We start from the raw sequence: 15956 nt of genomic DNA, 5'->3' as shown, positions 1-15956 counted from the left end.
TGAGAGCCTTTTTAGTATTTGGCCTATCGTAGGTAATTAGATCATCATGATCCAAAAGCCTCTATAGCGATGTCATTACTCTTCGATCTGGTAGATCACATTAACGCGATCACGAATGGTGATCGTTGAATCTTCATAAGAGTTCGACTCTGTTCTCGCATCCATAGCCATTGAACGCATTAGCACAGGCTGAGAAGATTGTGCGTTGTAATCAACACGCCAAACATCACCTAGCTCACGCTCAAAACCACTCGCTAATGATTTCGCTTTCGATCGCGCATCCTTGATGGCTTCTAAGCGCGCTTGTTCTTGATACTTAGCTTGATCACGAACTTGAAGCTGAATGTTGTCGATCTGATTAATACCTTCTCCAATCGCAATATCCATGTACTCATTGAGATTAGCTAGCTCATTCACTTGAACGGTCACATTACGTGAAGCGCGGTAGCCGACCAATTCTGGTTTGCCATCTTTTGGATAGTGATATTGAGGAGATAGGTACAGGTTAGAGCTGTGTACGCTCGCCTCTTCAACACCAGCTTGGTGTAGTTTATTGAGGAAGCCAGTCACTACTTTATCAACGGTATTTTTAGCTTGTTCAGCAGTCATCGTCGATTCCACGACTCTCACAGAGAATGTCGCCATATCTGGTGTTGCGATCACTTCACCGTAGCCCGTCGTCGAAATATGCGGGAAGGATGGAGAGTCAGCCAATGATGGAAAACTCACAGCACTCAACGCTGCAGTAAGAGTAAGAGACGTTGCTAACATCTTTGGTACAAACTTCATTAGGTAGACCTATGCTAAACAAATGTACTTTCATCATAGAGCAATTTGCCGTTTAGCCAATCCTGATGCAGAACTTCTAACAGAACTTTGACGCTGAAAAAACCAACAATTTACTGAGGTAAGTGGTTGTGAGCAAAACCTAATATCGCTTGAGATATCTCTTTGAGTACCCCACTTTCTAGCTGCCAGTGGTGCCAATAGATGCGATAAGACAACAAAAAACCGGGCGTAATATCAATCAACGCACCGGACTCTAGCTCATCGATGATCTGCAACCGAGGGATCAAACAATAGGCCACACCTGACAACGCCAAACGCACAAATGCTTCTGAGCTGCCGACCGTATGATTAATCACGCTGTCCCTTGGTACGTTAAAATGGTCATGCAGAAACTTCTTATGCAGATCATCGTATTGATCATAAGAAACCGCCGGTGCCTTGCTTAATGTGGCGTAGTTTACGCCTTCAGAGAAATATCGCTGATGAAAGTCAGGGCTCGCTACACACACGTAATCCATCCTGCCAAGATAGTCAGCACTGCAACCGGGGATTGCTTGAGATTCTAGACTGATCGCGCCAGCAACCTCACCACTTTTTATCTTATCAATGGTTCTCGCTTCACCATGAATCGCGAGGTTCAGCTCTACTTGGCGAGACTTCATCACATCCGATAATGCGGGCAACAGCCATGTCGCTAAGCTATCGGCATTGGTGGCAATAGATATTGATAAAGGTTGCGCACTATCTTCATTCATCAACTCTGGCACCAGCTCATGCTCTAACAAACGAACCCTGCGATACAAACCCAATAACTTTTTGCCAGCTGGAGTTGGCCTAGGCGGGTTTTCTCTCACCAAAGCAGGCTGAGCTAACCACTTTTCTAGCTGTTTGATGCGTTGAGACACCGCTGACTGGGAGATATATAACTGCTCTGCAGCCCTTTCGAAGCTACGTTGTTTCACCACTGCATCCAGTGCTTCTATCCATTTATAATCCAATCCACGCATCAATTTGCTTCCTTTTTAAGCTAACTCGACACCACATTAGCAACTCTAATAATAGATTAATATCATTAATTATACTTATTTATAAGGTCGGAGTATCTTCGCCATATAGCACGTAAATATCGTTAAATAAGTGGAGGTTAAAATGAGTTTTTGGGTTTTATTACAAGGTTTTGGTCTAGGGGCAAGCATGATTATCCCTATTGGCGCTCAGAATGCGTACGTCCTAAATCAAGGGATAAAACGCAACCACCATTTAACCACAGCGACAATCTGTAGCCTACTCGACACTCTGTTTATCTCATTGGGTATCTTTGGTGGCGGTGCGATTCTGTCGCAAAATGAATTGCTACTCACCTCGGTCACGTTAGGTGGCATCGCTTTTCTAACCGTGTATGGTTTGTTATCACTACGCAGTGCCTTTAAAGCGCCATCAAGCGAGGAGTCAAAAGGAGAGATACTGGCTCGTGGTAAGCGCACCGTTATTTTGGGCGCCTTGGCGGTGACTGTATTAAACCCACACCTCTATTTGGATACCGTGGTGATTCTTGGTTCGATTGGCGGACAGTTTGAAGGTAACGACAGAATTGCTTTTGCTATGGGAACCATCTTGGCTTCATTTGTTTGGTTTTACTCTTTGTCACTGGGCGCAGCAAAGCTAGGTCCAACGCTATCTAAACCGAATGTTAAGAAAGGCATTGATATCGCAGTAGCAACCATGATGTTCGCCATTGCTGCAGTGCTTACCAATGGACTGATTGAGCTATACTGGTAATCAGTTAAAGAACAGAGACTGCCGACCAAGCCAGACACACCGTAAGTAACTCATTAATATCATGAGTTACGCTAGAATGACTCGAATTTTACTGTTCAGTTCACTCAGCGCAGCTTCAAGGCTTGGTTCCGGTTGGCTCAAGTGATTTATCAAGGTCATGAAATAGCTATCCATAATCAATGGCATTTTTTCAGAAATAGATGCATCGACATTAACCGTCTGAAACAGTGCCTGATCAAAGGTGCGGTAATAGTCTAGATCCCAAATGACCTCTTTGAGTAACGCTCGACTTAACTCAACATTATCAAAATAATAGCGGTAGTAGTGTTCAATCAGCGAGATACCGACATCCACAGCATGCTTGTCTTGCTCAGCAGCTAACACCTCCTGACCAATCTTTTCCAACTGCGATAGCATTCCTTCTCGAAGAATCGTCAGCTTGGTTTCAAAATGACTAAACACCGTGCCATCTGCCACACCCGCGTGACGAGCGATCTGGCGAGTTGTGGTGTTGTCATAACCATTCTCCCCAAATAACTCCCAAGCAGACGCTAAGATTTTCTGCTTCGTTATCTCTCTCTTACTCACGAAAATACCCCCTTCTCAAATCAAGCTTGATCATACTCTTAGTGCTCTAATTTGACAAATTGAGCGCGCTCAATTATAAAAATGAGCATGCTCAATTCAACTTTGGAGATACGGAGATGATGAATATATTAAACCGACTGGGACAAGTGCTGATTTTTCTGCCCACGATCTTTTGCTTCTCTTACCTACTTCGACCGCTATTGATGATGATTTTGATTCCTGGCGGTTTATGTTTATTGGCTATTTTGGGAGGACAAGAAGTAAGAAAGCCCTTATATGCGATGCTGAAAACATCGTTATGGCCAACGTCGAGTAGAACGCGAAAAAAGGAGATACAAAGAAAAGAAGCTAAACAGTGATAACAACGAACAGGATTCGTGATATTGAAGACAACAAAAAAGGCGGACAACCTAAGTTATCCGCCTTTCGTTATAAAAGCTTACCGCTGTAAAAGCCGATTAAAGAATTAAGCTTCTACTTTATTCATGTGCACATCCATTTGTGGGAATGGAATTTCGATACCTTCTTTATCCAAGCCTTCTTTGATTGCTTGCATCAGGTCGAAGTAAACATTCCAGTACTCTGCAGTGCTAACCCATGGACGAACCACGAAGTTAACTGAAGAGTCAGCAAGTGTGTGAACACCCACTTGAACGCCAGGTTCTTTCAACACGCGCTCATCAGATTCACAGATCTTAGTCAGAAGTTCTTTGGTCTTTTGTAGATCAGCACCGTAAGAAACACCGATCATTAGGTCAATACGACGTGTGTCATGACGAGAGTAGTTCGTGATTGGGCTACCGATAACGCTGCCGTTTGGTACCACAACCATTTTGTTGTCAGGTGTTGTTAGAACAGTTTGGAAGATTTGAATTGAATCAACTGAACCCGCTACACCACCGATTTCCACGTAGTCACCAGACTTGAATGGACGGAATGCAACGATAAGTACACCAGCAGCAAAGTTAGATAGTGAGCCTTGTAGAGCCAGACCGATAGCTAAACCAGCCGCACCAATTACAGCAACGACAGATGCTGTTTGAACACCTAAGCGACCAAGAGCTGCAATTAGAACAATAACAAATAACAAGTAACGAACTAAGCCATGGATAAACTCGACAACCGCTCGGTCCATTTTCTTCTTCTGAAGAACCTTAGACACGCTATTCGCTACTGCTTTAACGATTAAGTTACCAATAAATAGAATAACGAGCGCAGAAATAATGTTTACACCGTATTGAATAAATAAATCTGAGTTATCCGTTAACCATTGTTCTGCATTTGAAAGACCATCCACAAGCGGGGTCTCAATCGTTGTAGAACTCTCAGCCATAATGTGCATCCTCTATGTAATATGCTATGAGCTAAACTGCCTTAAGCCAAACCTACCAAACAACAAAGAAAACAGTTTAATTTCTGTTAAGTCATTGTGTTAAAAGTAAATTAAAGCCAAGTCCTTTTTTATAAACTGAACCAAGTCCAGTTTTTCGGCACGATATCCTATCTTTGACAGATTGCAAAGTCATATTTATGTAAGCTTTTGAAATAATAAAACTTACTGATAAACACAAATACCGATAACTAAAAGACTACGAAATTTATTCACCGCACGCTAGGTTTTTCACATAATTAATACAAGTTTTTATCAGACATAAAAAAACCCGCTCAATGAGCGGGTTTTTAAAACTTAAAGAGTACTTAATTCAAAGAATTATAGTACGTCTACAGCGTTAAGGTCAGCAAATGCTTTCTCTAGACGAGCAACCATTGAAGCTTGACCAGCACGTAGCCATACGCGTGGATCGTAGTACTTCTTGTTTGGAGCAGCTTCGCCAGTTGGGTTGCCGATTTGACCTTGTAGGAAATCGAAGTTGTCAGCAGAGTACTGACGGATACCGTCCCAAGTTGCCCACTGTGTATCAGTATCGATGTTCATTTTGATAACACCGTAGCCGATAGATTCTTGGATTTCTGCTTCAGAAGAACCAGAACCACCGTGGAATACGAAGTTTAGAGCGTTAGGTGCGATACCGAACTTCTCTGCACAGTATGCTTGAGAATCACGTAGGATAGTTGGAGTAAGTACAACGTTACCAGCTTGGTAAACACCGTGTACGTTACCGAAAGAAGCAGCGATAGTGAAACGTGGGCTAACAGCCATTAGTTTCTCGTATGCGTATGCTACGTCTTCTGGAGAAGTGTAAAGCTCAGATGCGTCCATATCAGAGTTATCTACGCCGTCTTCTTCACCACCAGTACAACCAAGTTCGATCTCGATTGTCATGTTCATTTTAGCCATGCGCTCTAGGTACTTAGCACATGTTTCGATGTTCTCTTCTAGAGACTCTTCAGAAAGGTCTAGCATGTGAGAAGAGAATAGAGGCTTACCAGTTTGTGCGAAGAACTCTTCACCAGCGTCTAGTAGACCGTCGATCCATGGAAGAAGTTTCTTAGCAGCGTGGTCAGTATGTAGAATAACTGGAACACCGTAAGCTTCAGCTACAGCGTGTACGTATTTTGCACCAGCTACAGCGCCAAGAACTTGTGCGCCTTGACCTTCAAGTTTAACGCCTTTACCTGCGAAGAATGCAGCGCCACCGTTAGAGAACTGAACAACTACTGGAGCTTTAACTTTAGCAGCTGCTTCTAGTACTGCGTTTACAGAGTCAGTACCAACAACGTTTACAGCAGGAAGAGCAAATTTGTTTTCTTTTGCTACTTCAAATACTTTCTGTACGTCATCGCCAGAAATCACACCAGGTTTTACAAAATCGAAGATCTTAGACATGGAAATAGTCCTATTTATTCTATCGTTTTAAGATTAAAAAACTTAAGTTCAAAAACTTGCAATCGTTTGCTCACAACTTATGCCATTCTAGCAAAAAAGTGTGATATGCAGCAAACGTTAAAAGGCGAGATTCGCATCTCGCCTTTCTAAATCAATTATGCTTTAGCACGCTCTTCAAGCATTGCTACTGCTGGAAGTACTTTACCTTCAACGAACTCAAGGAAAGCGCCACCGCCAGTAGAGATGTAAGAAACGTCAGCTTTGATACCGAACTTGTCGATAGCTGCTAGCGTGTCACCACCACCTGCTACAGAGAAACCTGCAGACTCAGCGATTGCTTTAGAGATACCAGCTGTACCCGCTTCGAAGTTTTTGAATTCGAATACGCCTACAGGGCCGTTCCAAAGGATAGTTTTTGCGTTGCCGATGATTTCAGCTAGTGCAGCAGTTGAATCTGGGCCAAGGTCGAAGATCATGTCGTCGTCTTGTACTTCAGAAACGTGCTTGATTTCAGCTTCTGCGTTTTCGTCGAATGCTTTAGCACATGCAACGTCAGTCGCTACTGGAATAGCACACTCTTTCATTAGCTTCTGAGCAGTTTCAACTAGGTCAGCTTCGTATAGAGACTTACCTACGTTGTGGCCTTCAGCTGCGATGAATGTGTTCGCGATACCACCACCAACAACAAGTTGGTCAGCGATTTTAGATAGAGACTCAAGAACTGTTAGCTTAGTCGATACTTTAGAACCACCAACGATAGCAACTAGCGGACGCTCTGGGTTATCCATTGCTTTGCCAAGAGCTTCAAGCTCAGCAGCAAGAAGAGGACCTGCACATGCTACAGGAGCGTGAGTACCAACACCGTGAGTAGATGCTTGTGCACGGTGAGCTGTACCGAATGCGTCCATCACGAAGATGTCACATAGCGCAGCGTACTGCTTAGAAAGTGCTTCTTCGTTCTTCTTCTCACCTTCGTTGAAACGAACGTTTTCAAGAACAACTAGTTCACCAGCGTTTAGCTCTAGGCCGTTTAGGTAATCTTTAGCTAGTTTAACTTCGCAGTCTAGTGCGTCGTTTAGGTAGTTAACTACAGGAGCTAGAGAGAACTCTTCGTTGTATTCGCCTTCAGTAGGACGACCAAGGTGAGAAGTAACCATTACTTTTGCACCAGCTTCTAGGCAAAGCTTGATAGTTGGTAGAGATGCTAGGATACGTGCATCTGAAGTTACTTTACCGTCTTTTACTGGTACGTTTAGGTCAGCACGGATAAATACGCGTTTACCTGCAAGTTCCAGGTCAGTCATCTTGATCACAGACATGATTTGTCCTCTCAAATTTAAATAAAAATAAAGTTTTGGAAACTCAGCAACCCTGCTAAGCCTATAAATTATTCAACTGGTAATGCTTTAACTACTAGTAATATGTGGACACTTAGCATTTATTTCAAGCTAAAAAATAAATAATCCGCACATTTGCTTCTAGGTCTTACTTCTTGCCTTCAGAAGCTTGCATTGCGAGAACCGTATCCAGCATTCGGTTCGCAAAGCCCCATTCATTGTCACACCACACTAGCATTTTTACTAAGTGGCCGTTGCTCACTCGAGTTTGTGAACCATCGACGATTGCGCTATGAGGATCGTGATTAAAGTCGATGGAAACGAGCGGCGCTTCAGTATAGTCAACTATATTGTGTAATGTACACTGGGACGCATTAACAATGGTTTGATTTACGTCATTAACTTTCACATTTGTATTAATTGTGACACTTAAATCCATCGCTGTTACGTTTACCGTTGGTACACGCACAGATATCGCTTCGAACTTGTTAGAAAATTTCGGGAAGATTCTTTCAATACCTTTATGCAATTTGGTATCGACAGGAATGATGGACTGGCTCGCAGCTCGAGTACGGCGAAGGTCGCTGTGGTACGCATCAATCACTTGCTGATCATTCATTGAAGAGTGAATCGTTGTGATGGTACCGGACTCGATGCCAAAGGCGTCATCAAGAACCTTAATGATAGGAACAATACAGTTGGTGGTGCATGAACCGTTGGAAACGATTCGATGGTCGGCCTCGATGGTATCGTGATTCACACCATAGATAATGGTGTTATCAAGGTCGTTCGCACCAGGATGTGAAAACAACACCTTTTTCGCCCCAGCAGCAATGTGCGCTAGGCCATCAGCACGGCAACCGTAAACACCGGTACAGTCGAGTACAATATCCACCTCAAGATCACGCCAAGGCAACAACTCGATATCAGCGAGATGCAAGATACGAATCGTATCAAACTCACCTTTATCTTCCGCACCAATGCCGTGATGGACATAGATGTGCTCTTGGTCGTTGGAGATCTTCTTACCGAAGCGGCCGTGACTAGTGTCGTACTGCAATAGGTGAGCCATAGCGTCAGGCTGAGCAAGCTCATTGACAGCTACTACTTTGATTTGTTGGCTTTTGCCACTTTCATAAACAGCGCGTAATACATTACGCCCTATTCTTCCAAATCCGTTTATCGCGACTTTTAGCATAGTTCCGTACATCTAACCAAAATTTCGTGCAACAGATGATAACTGAATCCTACCCAAAAGGCATTACTTGAATAACTCAGCCTACTTAGGACAGATTGATCTGCTGCGTATAAAGATGAGTCTAGGAGAAAACAAATCCCAGATACAAAAAACCGAGCTCAGCGCTCGGTTTTTTCTTTCATTTAACTGTTAGCACAAGGCCATCAGTCAATGATTAAGCTAGAAGCTCTTTCGCTGTGTTTACTACGTTTTCAGTAGTGAAACCGAACATCTTGAATAGCTCGCCTGCTGGTGCAGATTCGCCGAACGTTGTCATACCGATGATCTTGCCACCGAAACCAACGTACTTGTACCAGAAGTCAGCGATGCCAGCTTCTACTGCGATACGAGCAGTAACGTCAGATGGAAGTACAGACTCACGGTATTCAGCATCTTGCTTGTCGAACGCGTCAGTTGCAGGCATAGATACTACGCGTACTTTCTTGCCTTCAGCTGTTAGTTCAGCAGCAGCGTTAACCGCTAGCTCAACTTCAGAACCTGTAGTTGCAGGCATAGATACTACGCGTACTTTCTTGCCTTCAGCTGTTAGTTCAGCAGCAGCGTTAACCGCTAGCTCAACTTCAGAACCTGTTGCGATAAGGATAAGCTCTGGCTTGCCTTCACAATCTTTCAGGATGTAACCACCCTTAGCTATGTTAGCTACTTGTGCAGCGTCACGATCTTGTTGCGCAAGGTTTTGACGAGAGAAGATTAGCGATGTAGGGCCATCTTTACGTTCGATTGCCAGTTTCCAAGCCACTGCAGATTCAACTTGGTCACATGGACGCCATGTGCTCATGTTTGGAGTCAGACGTAGAGAAGCGATTTGCTCAACTGGTTGGTGAGTCGGACCATCTTCGCCTAGGCCGATAGAATCGTGCGTGTAAACTTGGATGTTCTGAACTTTCATCAGAGCAGCCATACGCATTGCGTTACGAGCGTATTCCATGAACATTAGGAACGTTGCGCCGTATGGTACGAAACCACCGTGCAGAGCGATACCGTTCATGATAGCCGTCATACCGAATTCACGTACACCGTAGTGGATGTAGTTACCAGAGAAGTCAGTTGCTTCAAGAGACTTAGAACCCGACCACATAGTTAGGTTAGAAGGCGCAAGGTCAGCAGAGCCACCCATGAATTCTGGAAGCATTTGACCAAACGCTTCTAGTGCGTTTTGAGATGCTTTACGTGAAGCGATGTTTGCTGGGTTAGCTTGAAGATCAGCAATGATTGCATTTGCTTTTTCTTCCCACTCAGCTGGAAGTTCACCGTTAGTACGACGTTTGAATTCTGCTGCTAGCTCTGGGTAAGCCGCTGCGTATGCGTCAAACTTAGCATTCCACGCTGCTTCTTTTGCTGCGCCTGCTTCTTTCGCATTCCACTCAGCTGCGATATCAGCTGGGATTTCGAAAGGACCGTGTTCCCAACCAAGTGCAGCTTTAGTTGCTGTGATTTCATCAGCGCCTAGTGGAGCACCGTGACAGTCGTGTGTACCTGCTTTGTTTGGAGAACCAAAACCGATAATAGTTTTAGTACAGATAAGCGTTGGGCGAGGGTCCGCTTTAGCCGCTTCAATCGCAGCATTGATAGCGTCAGAGTCGTGACCATCTACCGCTGGGATTACGTGCCAGCCGTATGCTTCAAAACGCTTAGGTGTATCGTCAGAGAACCAACCTTCAACTTCACCATCAATAGAGATGCCGTTGTCATCCCAGAAAGCAACCAGCTTACCAAGACCTAGCGTACCCGCTAGAGAACATGCTTCGTGAGAAATACCTTCCATCAGACAGCCATCACCCATGAATGCATAAGTGTAGTGGTCTACGATGTCGTGGCCTTCGCCGTTGTCATCCCAGAAAGCAACCAGCTTACCAAGACCTAGCGTACCCGCTAGAGAACATGCTTCGTGAGAAATACCTTCCATCAGACAGCCATCACCCATGAATGCATAAGTGTAGTGGTCTACGATGTCGTGGCCTTCTTTGTTGAACTGTGCAGCCAGTGCTTTCTCAGCCATTGCCATACCAACAGCGTTAGTAATGCCTTGACCTAGAGGACCAGTAGTTGTCTCGATACCAGGAGCGTAACCGTACTCTGGGTGACCCGGAGTCTTAGAGTGAAGTTGACGGAAGTTTTTAAGGTCTTCAATTGAAAGCTCGTAACCTGCAAGGTGCAGCAGAGAGTAAATCAGCATTGAACCATGGCCGTTAGACAGGATAAAACGGTCGCGGTCAGCCCACTCTGGGTTTGCTGGGTTGTGGTTCAAGTGGCCACGCCAAAGAACTTCAGCGATGTCAGCCATGCCCATAGGTGCGCCTGGGTGGCCTGAATTTGCTTGTTGAACACCGTCCATGCTAAGTGCGCGGATTGCATTGGCTAGATCTTTACGAGAAGGCATGTCTGCTCCTGGATACATAAGCGATTTAAAAAAGAGATTGATGCTAAAATTTTCATTTTTATTAGCGCGGGTATTCTCTCAAACGACTATAGCGACTGCAAACGTTTTACTGGCATTTTAACGGTCATTTTTCGCAATTTTCGATCATTTACATCACTTAGCAACGGCTTATCTCAAACGATACGCAAACGTTTAGTTATGACATATCATAAAAAAGAGCTTGTAATTCGACCGCTGGAATTTAGAATAGCCGTCTAGATGTAGAAACACCTACAAAATATACTGTATTTAATGGCGGCGCTTCCTAGCTTGCGACGCCATAAAACTATTTACACCAAAACCTAAAAGTGGAGCTCTCATGGCTAAGCACCTATTCACTTCTGAATCTGTTTCAGAAGGCCATCCAGATAAAATTGCAGACCAAATCTCTGATGCTGTTCTTGATGCCATCTTGGAACAAGATCCAAAAGCACGTGTTGCTTGTGAGACTTACGTAAAAACCGGCATGGTTATGGTTGGCGGTGAAGTAACAACGTCTGCATGGGTTGATATCGAAGAAATCACTCGTGAAACAGTACGTGAAATTGGTTACGTTCATTCTGATATGGGCTTTGACGCTGACTCTTGTGCCGTTCTAAACACAATTGGTAAGCAGTCTCCAGACATCAACCAAGGTGTTGATAAAGCAGACCCTAAAGAGCAAGGCGCTGGCGACCAAGGCATCATGTTTGGTTACGCGACTAACGAAACACCGATCCTAATGCCAGCTCCAATTACTTACTCTCACCTTCTTGTTAAGAAACAAGCTGAAGTACGTAAGAGCGGTAAGCTTGACTTCCTTCGTCCAGATGCGAAATCTCAAGTAACATTCCAGTACGACCAAGGTAAAATTGTTGGTATCGATGCTGTTGTTCTTTCTACTCAACACTGTGATTCAGTAACAACTCCGGATCTACGTGAAGCAGTAATGGAAGAGATCATCAAGCCAGTACTACCTTCAGAGTGGATCAACAAAGACACTAACTTCTTCATCAACCCAACAGGCCGTTTCGTAATCGGTGGCCCAATGGGTGACTGTGGTCTAACTGGTCGTAAGATCATCGTTGATACCTACGGCGGCGCAGCTCGTCACGGTGGCGGTGCATTCTCTGGTAAAGATCCATCAAAAGTTGACCGTTCTGCAGCTTACGCAGCACGTTACGTTGCTAAAAACATCGTTGCTGCTGGCATGGCTGACCGTTGTGAGATTCAACTGTCTTACGCTATCGGTGTTGCAGATCCAACATCTATCATGGTTGAAACGTTTGGTACTGAGAAAGTAGCTCACGAAATCATCATTGAAGCGGTTCGTCAAAACTTCGACCTACGTCCATACGGTCTTCAAGAAATGCTGAACCTTCTTCAACCTATCTACAAGCAGACTGCAGCATACGGTCACTTCGGTCGTGAAGAGTTCCCTTGGGAAGCGACTGACAAAGCAGCAATCCTTGCTGACTTCGCTGGCCTAAAATAATTTAGCCACTGCGATTTGTTTCTATAAAGCCCTTACTGCTTAGTAAGGGCTTTATTTTTATGTACTTACCGAACTTTCACTCGCAACTTCCTTCTTTCTCGCCCTTCTTTACCGTTAACCACTAAGTATAAAAAGCCACCGATAATTTGTGTTTTCTAACACTACTGTCAATAGTTAAGGTAACTCCTAGGCGATCAAGCTCACATTTAACTTAAATCAATTCAGTCTAATAACGCTCGTTAAATGCACGCTAGAACAAAAACTGGGATGACAAAGAGCAATTTAGCTCAACACCATAACTCTCACACAAGCCACACCGATGAGCCTTATGGAATTATAACTAGGACGTTATTTAACTAGGGGGATCTATGCCTCGTACCGCGCACCCATCCGAACTGAACGATAAAAAACACAAGGTCAGCGATAAGGATTACGCTCGCACCATTCCTTGCAACCAAATCAGTATTTCCGCACCCTTTCATTGGTTGTCGCTTGCTCTGCATGACTTAGTAAGAATGCCATTAATCAGTGCATTTTACGGTCTGTGCTTCATGGGAGCGGCAATCGCCATAGTTCAACTTGTCCAATGGCAAGGAACACACTTGGTGGTGATGCCAAGCTTGATTGTTTACATGTTGATAGGACCTTTCCTTGCTCTGGGTCTGTATGACGCAGCTTGGGAAAGAGAAAAAGGGCACAACGCCAGCCTACTGCACTCCATGAAAGCCATCACACGCAACTCAACCCATCAGTGGGCCTTTGCGATTGTATTAATGGTCGCGATGATATTCTGGATGCGTATCGCCGCTCTATTGCATGCTTTGTACCCATCAGTACAAGGCGCGCCATTGGCAGAGTTTGCGCCTTTCCTGATCACGGGGTCTGTGATTGGATTTGTTATCGCTAGCCTAATCTTCAGCATCTCAGCATTTTCTATTCCATTGATGATGGAGAGACGCGTAGATGTAATGAGTGCAATCTTCACTAGCTTCAATGCAGTGAAATCCAACATCCCAGCGATGGTGGTGTGGGCAAGTATTATTTGTGCCGGTATTCTGGTGGGCTTTGCGACCTACGGCATTGGTATGATCGTCACCATGCCGCTACTTGGTTATGGTACGTGGCATGCCTACCACGAAATCATCAAGAAGAATCACCACCTATAAATTATAGCCAGAGTAACGAGCAATGTTATGATGAGGCCTTAGCTTAAACGCTGAGGCCTTTTTTCGGAGTTAACAACGTTTGTCTTACACCCCGCAACAACATCGAGCAAATAAGAAATTGGCCGAGTGCCTAGCTATCGCTAATCAACATTTCTCACGCGAATTTCCATGCCCAACCATCACTTACAAATTAAGAGGAAAGGCAGCGGGAAAGGCCTATCTTCAGCTCAATGAAATTAAGCTCAATCATGTACTCTTCGCCGAAAATGAGGATGCCTTCGTTAACGAGGTGGTGCCTCATGAACTGGCACACCTGATCACACATCAAGTATTTGGACGAGTGAGACCTCACGGGAATGAATGGAAATACGTGATGGAAAAGGTATTCAACGTACCAGCCAAAACAACCCACAGTTTTGAGATCACCTCGGTGCAAGGCAAGACCTTTGAATACCGCTGCGACTGCACGGTTTACCCACTTTCGATTAGACGTCACAACAAGGTATTGCGTAACCAATCAAGCTATCGCTGCCAACAGTGCAATCAAACCTTGGCCTTTACAGGCACGCAACTCAGCTAACGTCATATTACTCGGCACATGTTCCGTCGAGTTACCAACTCGTTTTTCTTCAGGAAATTGCACTCCATCGATTAGATGATTGAAATGTAATGGAGAAATCTATCACTTGAGTGCTAGACTGATATTTATCATACTTTTATCAGTCTTTTTCTATGCATAAAACCACTCCAAAAGCATTTGGCCTATCGGTGTCTTTTTACTTATCGGTAGTATTTGGCCTACTGGTAACCCAAAACGTTTTCGCCGCTCCACCAAGCTCCTTCTCCAAAGCAAAAAAAGAAGCGGTGAAGATTTACCTTGATCACCCGACTTCGTTTTATTGTGGCTGTGACATTACTTGGAAAGACAAAAAGAAAGGCATTCCAGACCTTGATGGCTGTGGTTATCAAGTACGAAAGCAGCAAAAGCGGGCGAGTCGAATTGAGTGGGAACACGTAGTTCCAGCTTGGCAATTTGGCCACCAGCGTCAGTGCTGGCAAGACGGTGGACGCAAGAATTGCACTCGTAATGACAAAGTATTCAAATCCATGGAAGCCGACCTTCACAACCTAACTCCGGCCATTGGCGAGGTTAACGGTGATCGCTCCAACTACAATTTCAGCCAGTGGAATGGCATGGATGGGGTCAGCTATGGTCAGTGTGAAATGCAGGTCAACTTCAAACAGCGTAAGGTGATGCCACCAGACAGAGCAAAAGGCTCTATCGCTCGTACTTATCTTTACATGAGCCAAGAGTATGGTTTCAAACTATCTAAGCAGCAAACCAACCTGATGGTGGCTTGGAACAAGCAGTTCCCTGTCGATGAGTGGGAGTGTACTCGTGATGAGCGTATCTATGCCATCCAAGGTAATCACAACCCATTTGTTTACCCAGCTTGTAAATAACGCTACTCGCATAACCCACATTCCTAACCATCTCAAACAAGAGTTTCAGAATTGCCCCTGAAACTCTTGCTCTACCCTTGTTTTTTCAACTAAAAGCATCCATGTTAGGCAGAGACAAAATACCCAAATGATCATATTTATAGGTTTACCAGCATGAGAATCCCTCGTATCCATCACCCAGAACGCATTCACCAGTTAGGTTCTCTCGCTTTAGGCGAAGATGCCGCGGGTCATGTTGGTCGTGTCCTTCGCATGAAAGAAGGTCAAGAGGTTCTTCTATTTGATGGCAGTGGCGCTGAATTCCCTGCGACAATTGCTGAGGTATCAAAGAAGAACGTGACGGTTAATGTTACTGAGCGAATCGAGCGCAGCAGTGAATCTCCGTTAGACTTACATTTAGGCCAAGTGATTTCACGTGGCGACAAAATGGAATTTACGATTCAGAAATCAGTTGAGCTTGGTGTGAACACCATTACCCCTCTGATATCAGAGCGCTGTGGCGTTAAGCTAGATACTAAGCGATTCGAGAAAAAACTCGCGCAGTGGCAAAAGATTGCGATCGCGGCGTGTGAACAGTGTGGCCGTAACACGGTTCCAGTCATTCGCCCAATCATGCAACTTGAAGAGTGGTGTAGCGAACCGAGTGAAGCATTAAAGTTGAACCTGCACCCTCGCGCAAAATACTCAATTAATACCCTTCCAGAACCTATCAGCAAGGTACGCCTATTGATCGGTCCTGAAGGTGGCTTGTCAGCTGAAGAAATCGGCATGACAGAACAATACAAATTTGAAGAGACGCTACTCGGCCCACGTGTACTTCGTACCGAGACAGCAGCTCTAACCGCAATTACTGCCTTACAAGTCCGTTTTGGCGATCTAGGCTAGGAGAAAAAA

14 protein-coding genes are annotated in these 15956 nt (G+C 44.6%); 6 read left to right on the top strand and 8 right to left on the bottom strand.

Annotation, left to right across the window (positions count from 1 at the left end):
• Positions 1 to 75: 75 nt before the first annotated feature.
• Together L1D37_RS15605 and L1D37_RS15600 are read right to left on the bottom strand one after the other, a co-directional pair.
• On the bottom strand, positions 76 to 789 hold the full coding sequence (locus tag L1D37_RS15605; protein ID WP_239848406.1) for an oxidative stress defense protein: 714 nt from the start codon (positions 787 to 789) through the stop codon (positions 76 to 78).
• A gap of 110 nt (positions 790 to 899) precedes the next feature.
• Positions 900 to 1796: a LysR family transcriptional regulator ArgP gene (locus L1D37_RS15600; RefSeq protein ID WP_029405713.1), complete on the bottom strand. Its 897-nt coding sequence runs from the start codon at positions 1794 to 1796 to the stop codon at positions 900 to 902.
• Between the two features lie 142 nt (positions 1797 to 1938).
• Between L1D37_RS15600 and L1D37_RS15595 the strand changes: the two genes are divergently transcribed.
• Positions 1939 to 2568, top strand: a complete 630-nt coding sequence (locus L1D37_RS15595) for a LysE/ArgO family amino acid transporter (protein WP_239848405.1) — start codon at positions 1939 to 1941, stop codon at positions 2566 to 2568.
• A gap of 66 nt (positions 2569 to 2634) precedes the next feature.
• On the opposite strand, the gene L1D37_RS15590 is transcribed toward L1D37_RS15595, so the two are convergent.
• The 6 genes from L1D37_RS15590 to L1D37_RS15565 all read right to left on the bottom strand — a co-directional run bounded on the left by L1D37_RS15590 (position 2635) and on the right by L1D37_RS15565 (position 10919).
• Entirely contained in the window at positions 2635 to 3156 is a 522-nt protein-coding gene (locus L1D37_RS15590) for a TetR/AcrR family transcriptional regulator (protein WP_239848404.1), read from the bottom strand.
• 466 nt (positions 3157 to 3622) lie between these two features.
• A complete protein-coding gene (gene mscS, locus L1D37_RS15585; protein WP_017629560.1) occupies positions 3623 to 4489 on the bottom strand; it encodes a small-conductance mechanosensitive channel MscS in 867 nt (288 codons plus the stop codon).
• 378 nt (positions 4490 to 4867) lie between these two features.
• Positions 4868 to 5944 carry a class II fructose-bisphosphate aldolase gene (gene fbaA / locus L1D37_RS15580; RefSeq protein WP_010435694.1) on the bottom strand — a complete coding sequence of 359 codons (1077 nt, stop codon included), beginning with the start codon at positions 5942 to 5944 and terminating at the stop codon, positions 4868 to 4870.
• A gap of 155 nt (positions 5945 to 6099) precedes the next feature.
• Positions 6100 to 7263, bottom strand: a complete 1164-nt coding sequence (locus L1D37_RS15575) for a phosphoglycerate kinase (RefSeq protein ID WP_017068708.1) — start codon at positions 7261 to 7263, stop codon at positions 6100 to 6102.
• 166 nt (positions 7264 to 7429) lie between these two features.
• Positions 7430 to 8479 carry an erythrose-4-phosphate dehydrogenase gene (gene epd, locus L1D37_RS15570; protein ID WP_128644326.1) on the bottom strand — a complete coding sequence of 350 codons (1050 nt, stop codon included), beginning with the start codon at positions 8477 to 8479 and terminating at the stop codon, positions 7430 to 7432.
• 214 nt (positions 8480 to 8693) lie between these two features.
• A complete protein-coding gene (locus tag L1D37_RS15565; RefSeq protein ID WP_275665524.1) occupies positions 8694 to 10919 on the bottom strand; it encodes a transketolase in 2226 nt (741 codons plus the stop codon).
• Between the two features lie 358 nt (positions 10920 to 11277).
• On the opposite strand from L1D37_RS15565, the gene metK reads away from it, so the two are divergent.
• The 5 genes from metK (at position 11278) to rsmE (ending at position 15947) form a co-directional block, all read left to right on the top strand.
• Positions 11278 to 12432 carry a methionine adenosyltransferase gene (metK, locus tag L1D37_RS15560; protein WP_017629557.1) on the top strand — a complete coding sequence of 385 codons (1155 nt, stop codon included), beginning with the start codon at positions 11278 to 11280 and terminating at the stop codon, positions 12430 to 12432.
• A 368-nt stretch (positions 12433 to 12800) separates the two neighbouring features.
• Positions 12801 to 13598, top strand: a complete 798-nt coding sequence (locus tag L1D37_RS15555; protein ID WP_017069586.1) for a DUF2189 domain-containing protein — start codon at positions 12801 to 12803, stop codon at positions 13596 to 13598.
• A gap of 79 nt (positions 13599 to 13677) precedes the next feature.
• The gene (locus tag L1D37_RS15550) at positions 13678 to 14178 is read left to right on the top strand and encodes a SprT family zinc-dependent metalloprotease (protein ID WP_239848403.1); all 501 of its coding nucleotides are present in this window, start codon (positions 13678 to 13680) and stop codon (positions 14176 to 14178) included.
• A gap of 152 nt (positions 14179 to 14330) precedes the next feature.
• Positions 14331 to 15062 (top strand): endonuclease, encoded by a 732-nt coding sequence (locus L1D37_RS15545; protein WP_239848402.1) that lies wholly within the window; start codon positions 14331 to 14333, stop codon positions 15060 to 15062.
• Between the two features lie 153 nt (positions 15063 to 15215).
• A complete protein-coding gene (rsmE, locus tag L1D37_RS15540) occupies positions 15216 to 15947 on the top strand; it encodes a 16S rRNA (uracil(1498)-N(3))-methyltransferase (RefSeq protein ID WP_210443101.1) in 732 nt (243 codons plus the stop codon).
• Positions 15948 to 15956 lie beyond the last annotated feature (9 nt).

This window comes from Vibrio sp. Isolate33 (assembly GCF_022397895.1).
Lineage (GTDB): Bacteria > Pseudomonadota > Gammaproteobacteria > Enterobacterales > Vibrionaceae > Vibrio > Vibrio pomeroyi.
The sequence above is the reverse complement of the archived record's forward strand: the minus strand, read 5'-3'. Positions and strand labels throughout refer to the sequence as shown.

What these genes read in the sequence shown, in the direction of transcription:
- L1D37_RS15605 (WP_239848406.1), bottom strand. Translation starts at nt 789, where the DNA reads ATGAAGTTTGTACCAAAGATGTTAGCAACGTCTCTTACTCTTACTGCA.
- L1D37_RS15600 (WP_029405713.1), bottom strand. Translation starts at nt 1,796, where the DNA reads ATGCGTGGATTGGATTATAAATGGATAGAAGCACTGGATGCAGTGGTG.
- L1D37_RS15595 (WP_239848405.1), top strand. Translation starts at nt 1,939, where the DNA reads ATGAGTTTTTGGGTTTTATTACAAGGTTTTGGTCTAGGGGCAAGCATG.
- mscS (WP_017629560.1), bottom strand. Translation starts at nt 4,489, where the DNA reads ATGGCTGAGAGTTCTACAACGATTGAGACCCCGCTTGTGGATGGTCTT.
- fbaA (WP_010435694.1), bottom strand. Translation starts at nt 5,944, where the DNA reads ATGTCTAAGATCTTCGATTTTGTAAAACCTGGTGTGATTTCTGGCGAT.
- L1D37_RS15575 (WP_017068708.1), bottom strand. Translation starts at nt 7,263, where the DNA reads ATGTCTGTGATCAAGATGACTGACCTGGAACTTGCAGGTAAACGCGTA.
- epd (WP_128644326.1), bottom strand. Translation starts at nt 8,479, where the DNA reads ATGCTAAAAGTCGCGATAAACGGATTTGGAAGAATAGGGCGTAATGTA.
- L1D37_RS15565 (WP_275665524.1), bottom strand. Translation starts at nt 10,919, where the DNA reads ATGCCTTCTCGTAAAGATCTAGCCAATGCAATCCGCGCACTTAGCATG.
- metK (WP_017629557.1), top strand. Translation starts at nt 11,278, where the DNA reads ATGGCTAAGCACCTATTCACTTCTGAATCTGTTTCAGAAGGCCATCCA.
- L1D37_RS15555 (WP_017069586.1), top strand. Translation starts at nt 12,801, where the DNA reads ATGCCTCGTACCGCGCACCCATCCGAACTGAACGATAAAAAACACAAG.
- L1D37_RS15545 (WP_239848402.1), top strand. Translation starts at nt 14,331, where the DNA reads ATGCATAAAACCACTCCAAAAGCATTTGGCCTATCGGTGTCTTTTTAC.
- rsmE (WP_210443101.1), top strand. Translation starts at nt 15,216, where the DNA reads ATGAGAATCCCTCGTATCCATCACCCAGAACGCATTCACCAGTTAGGT.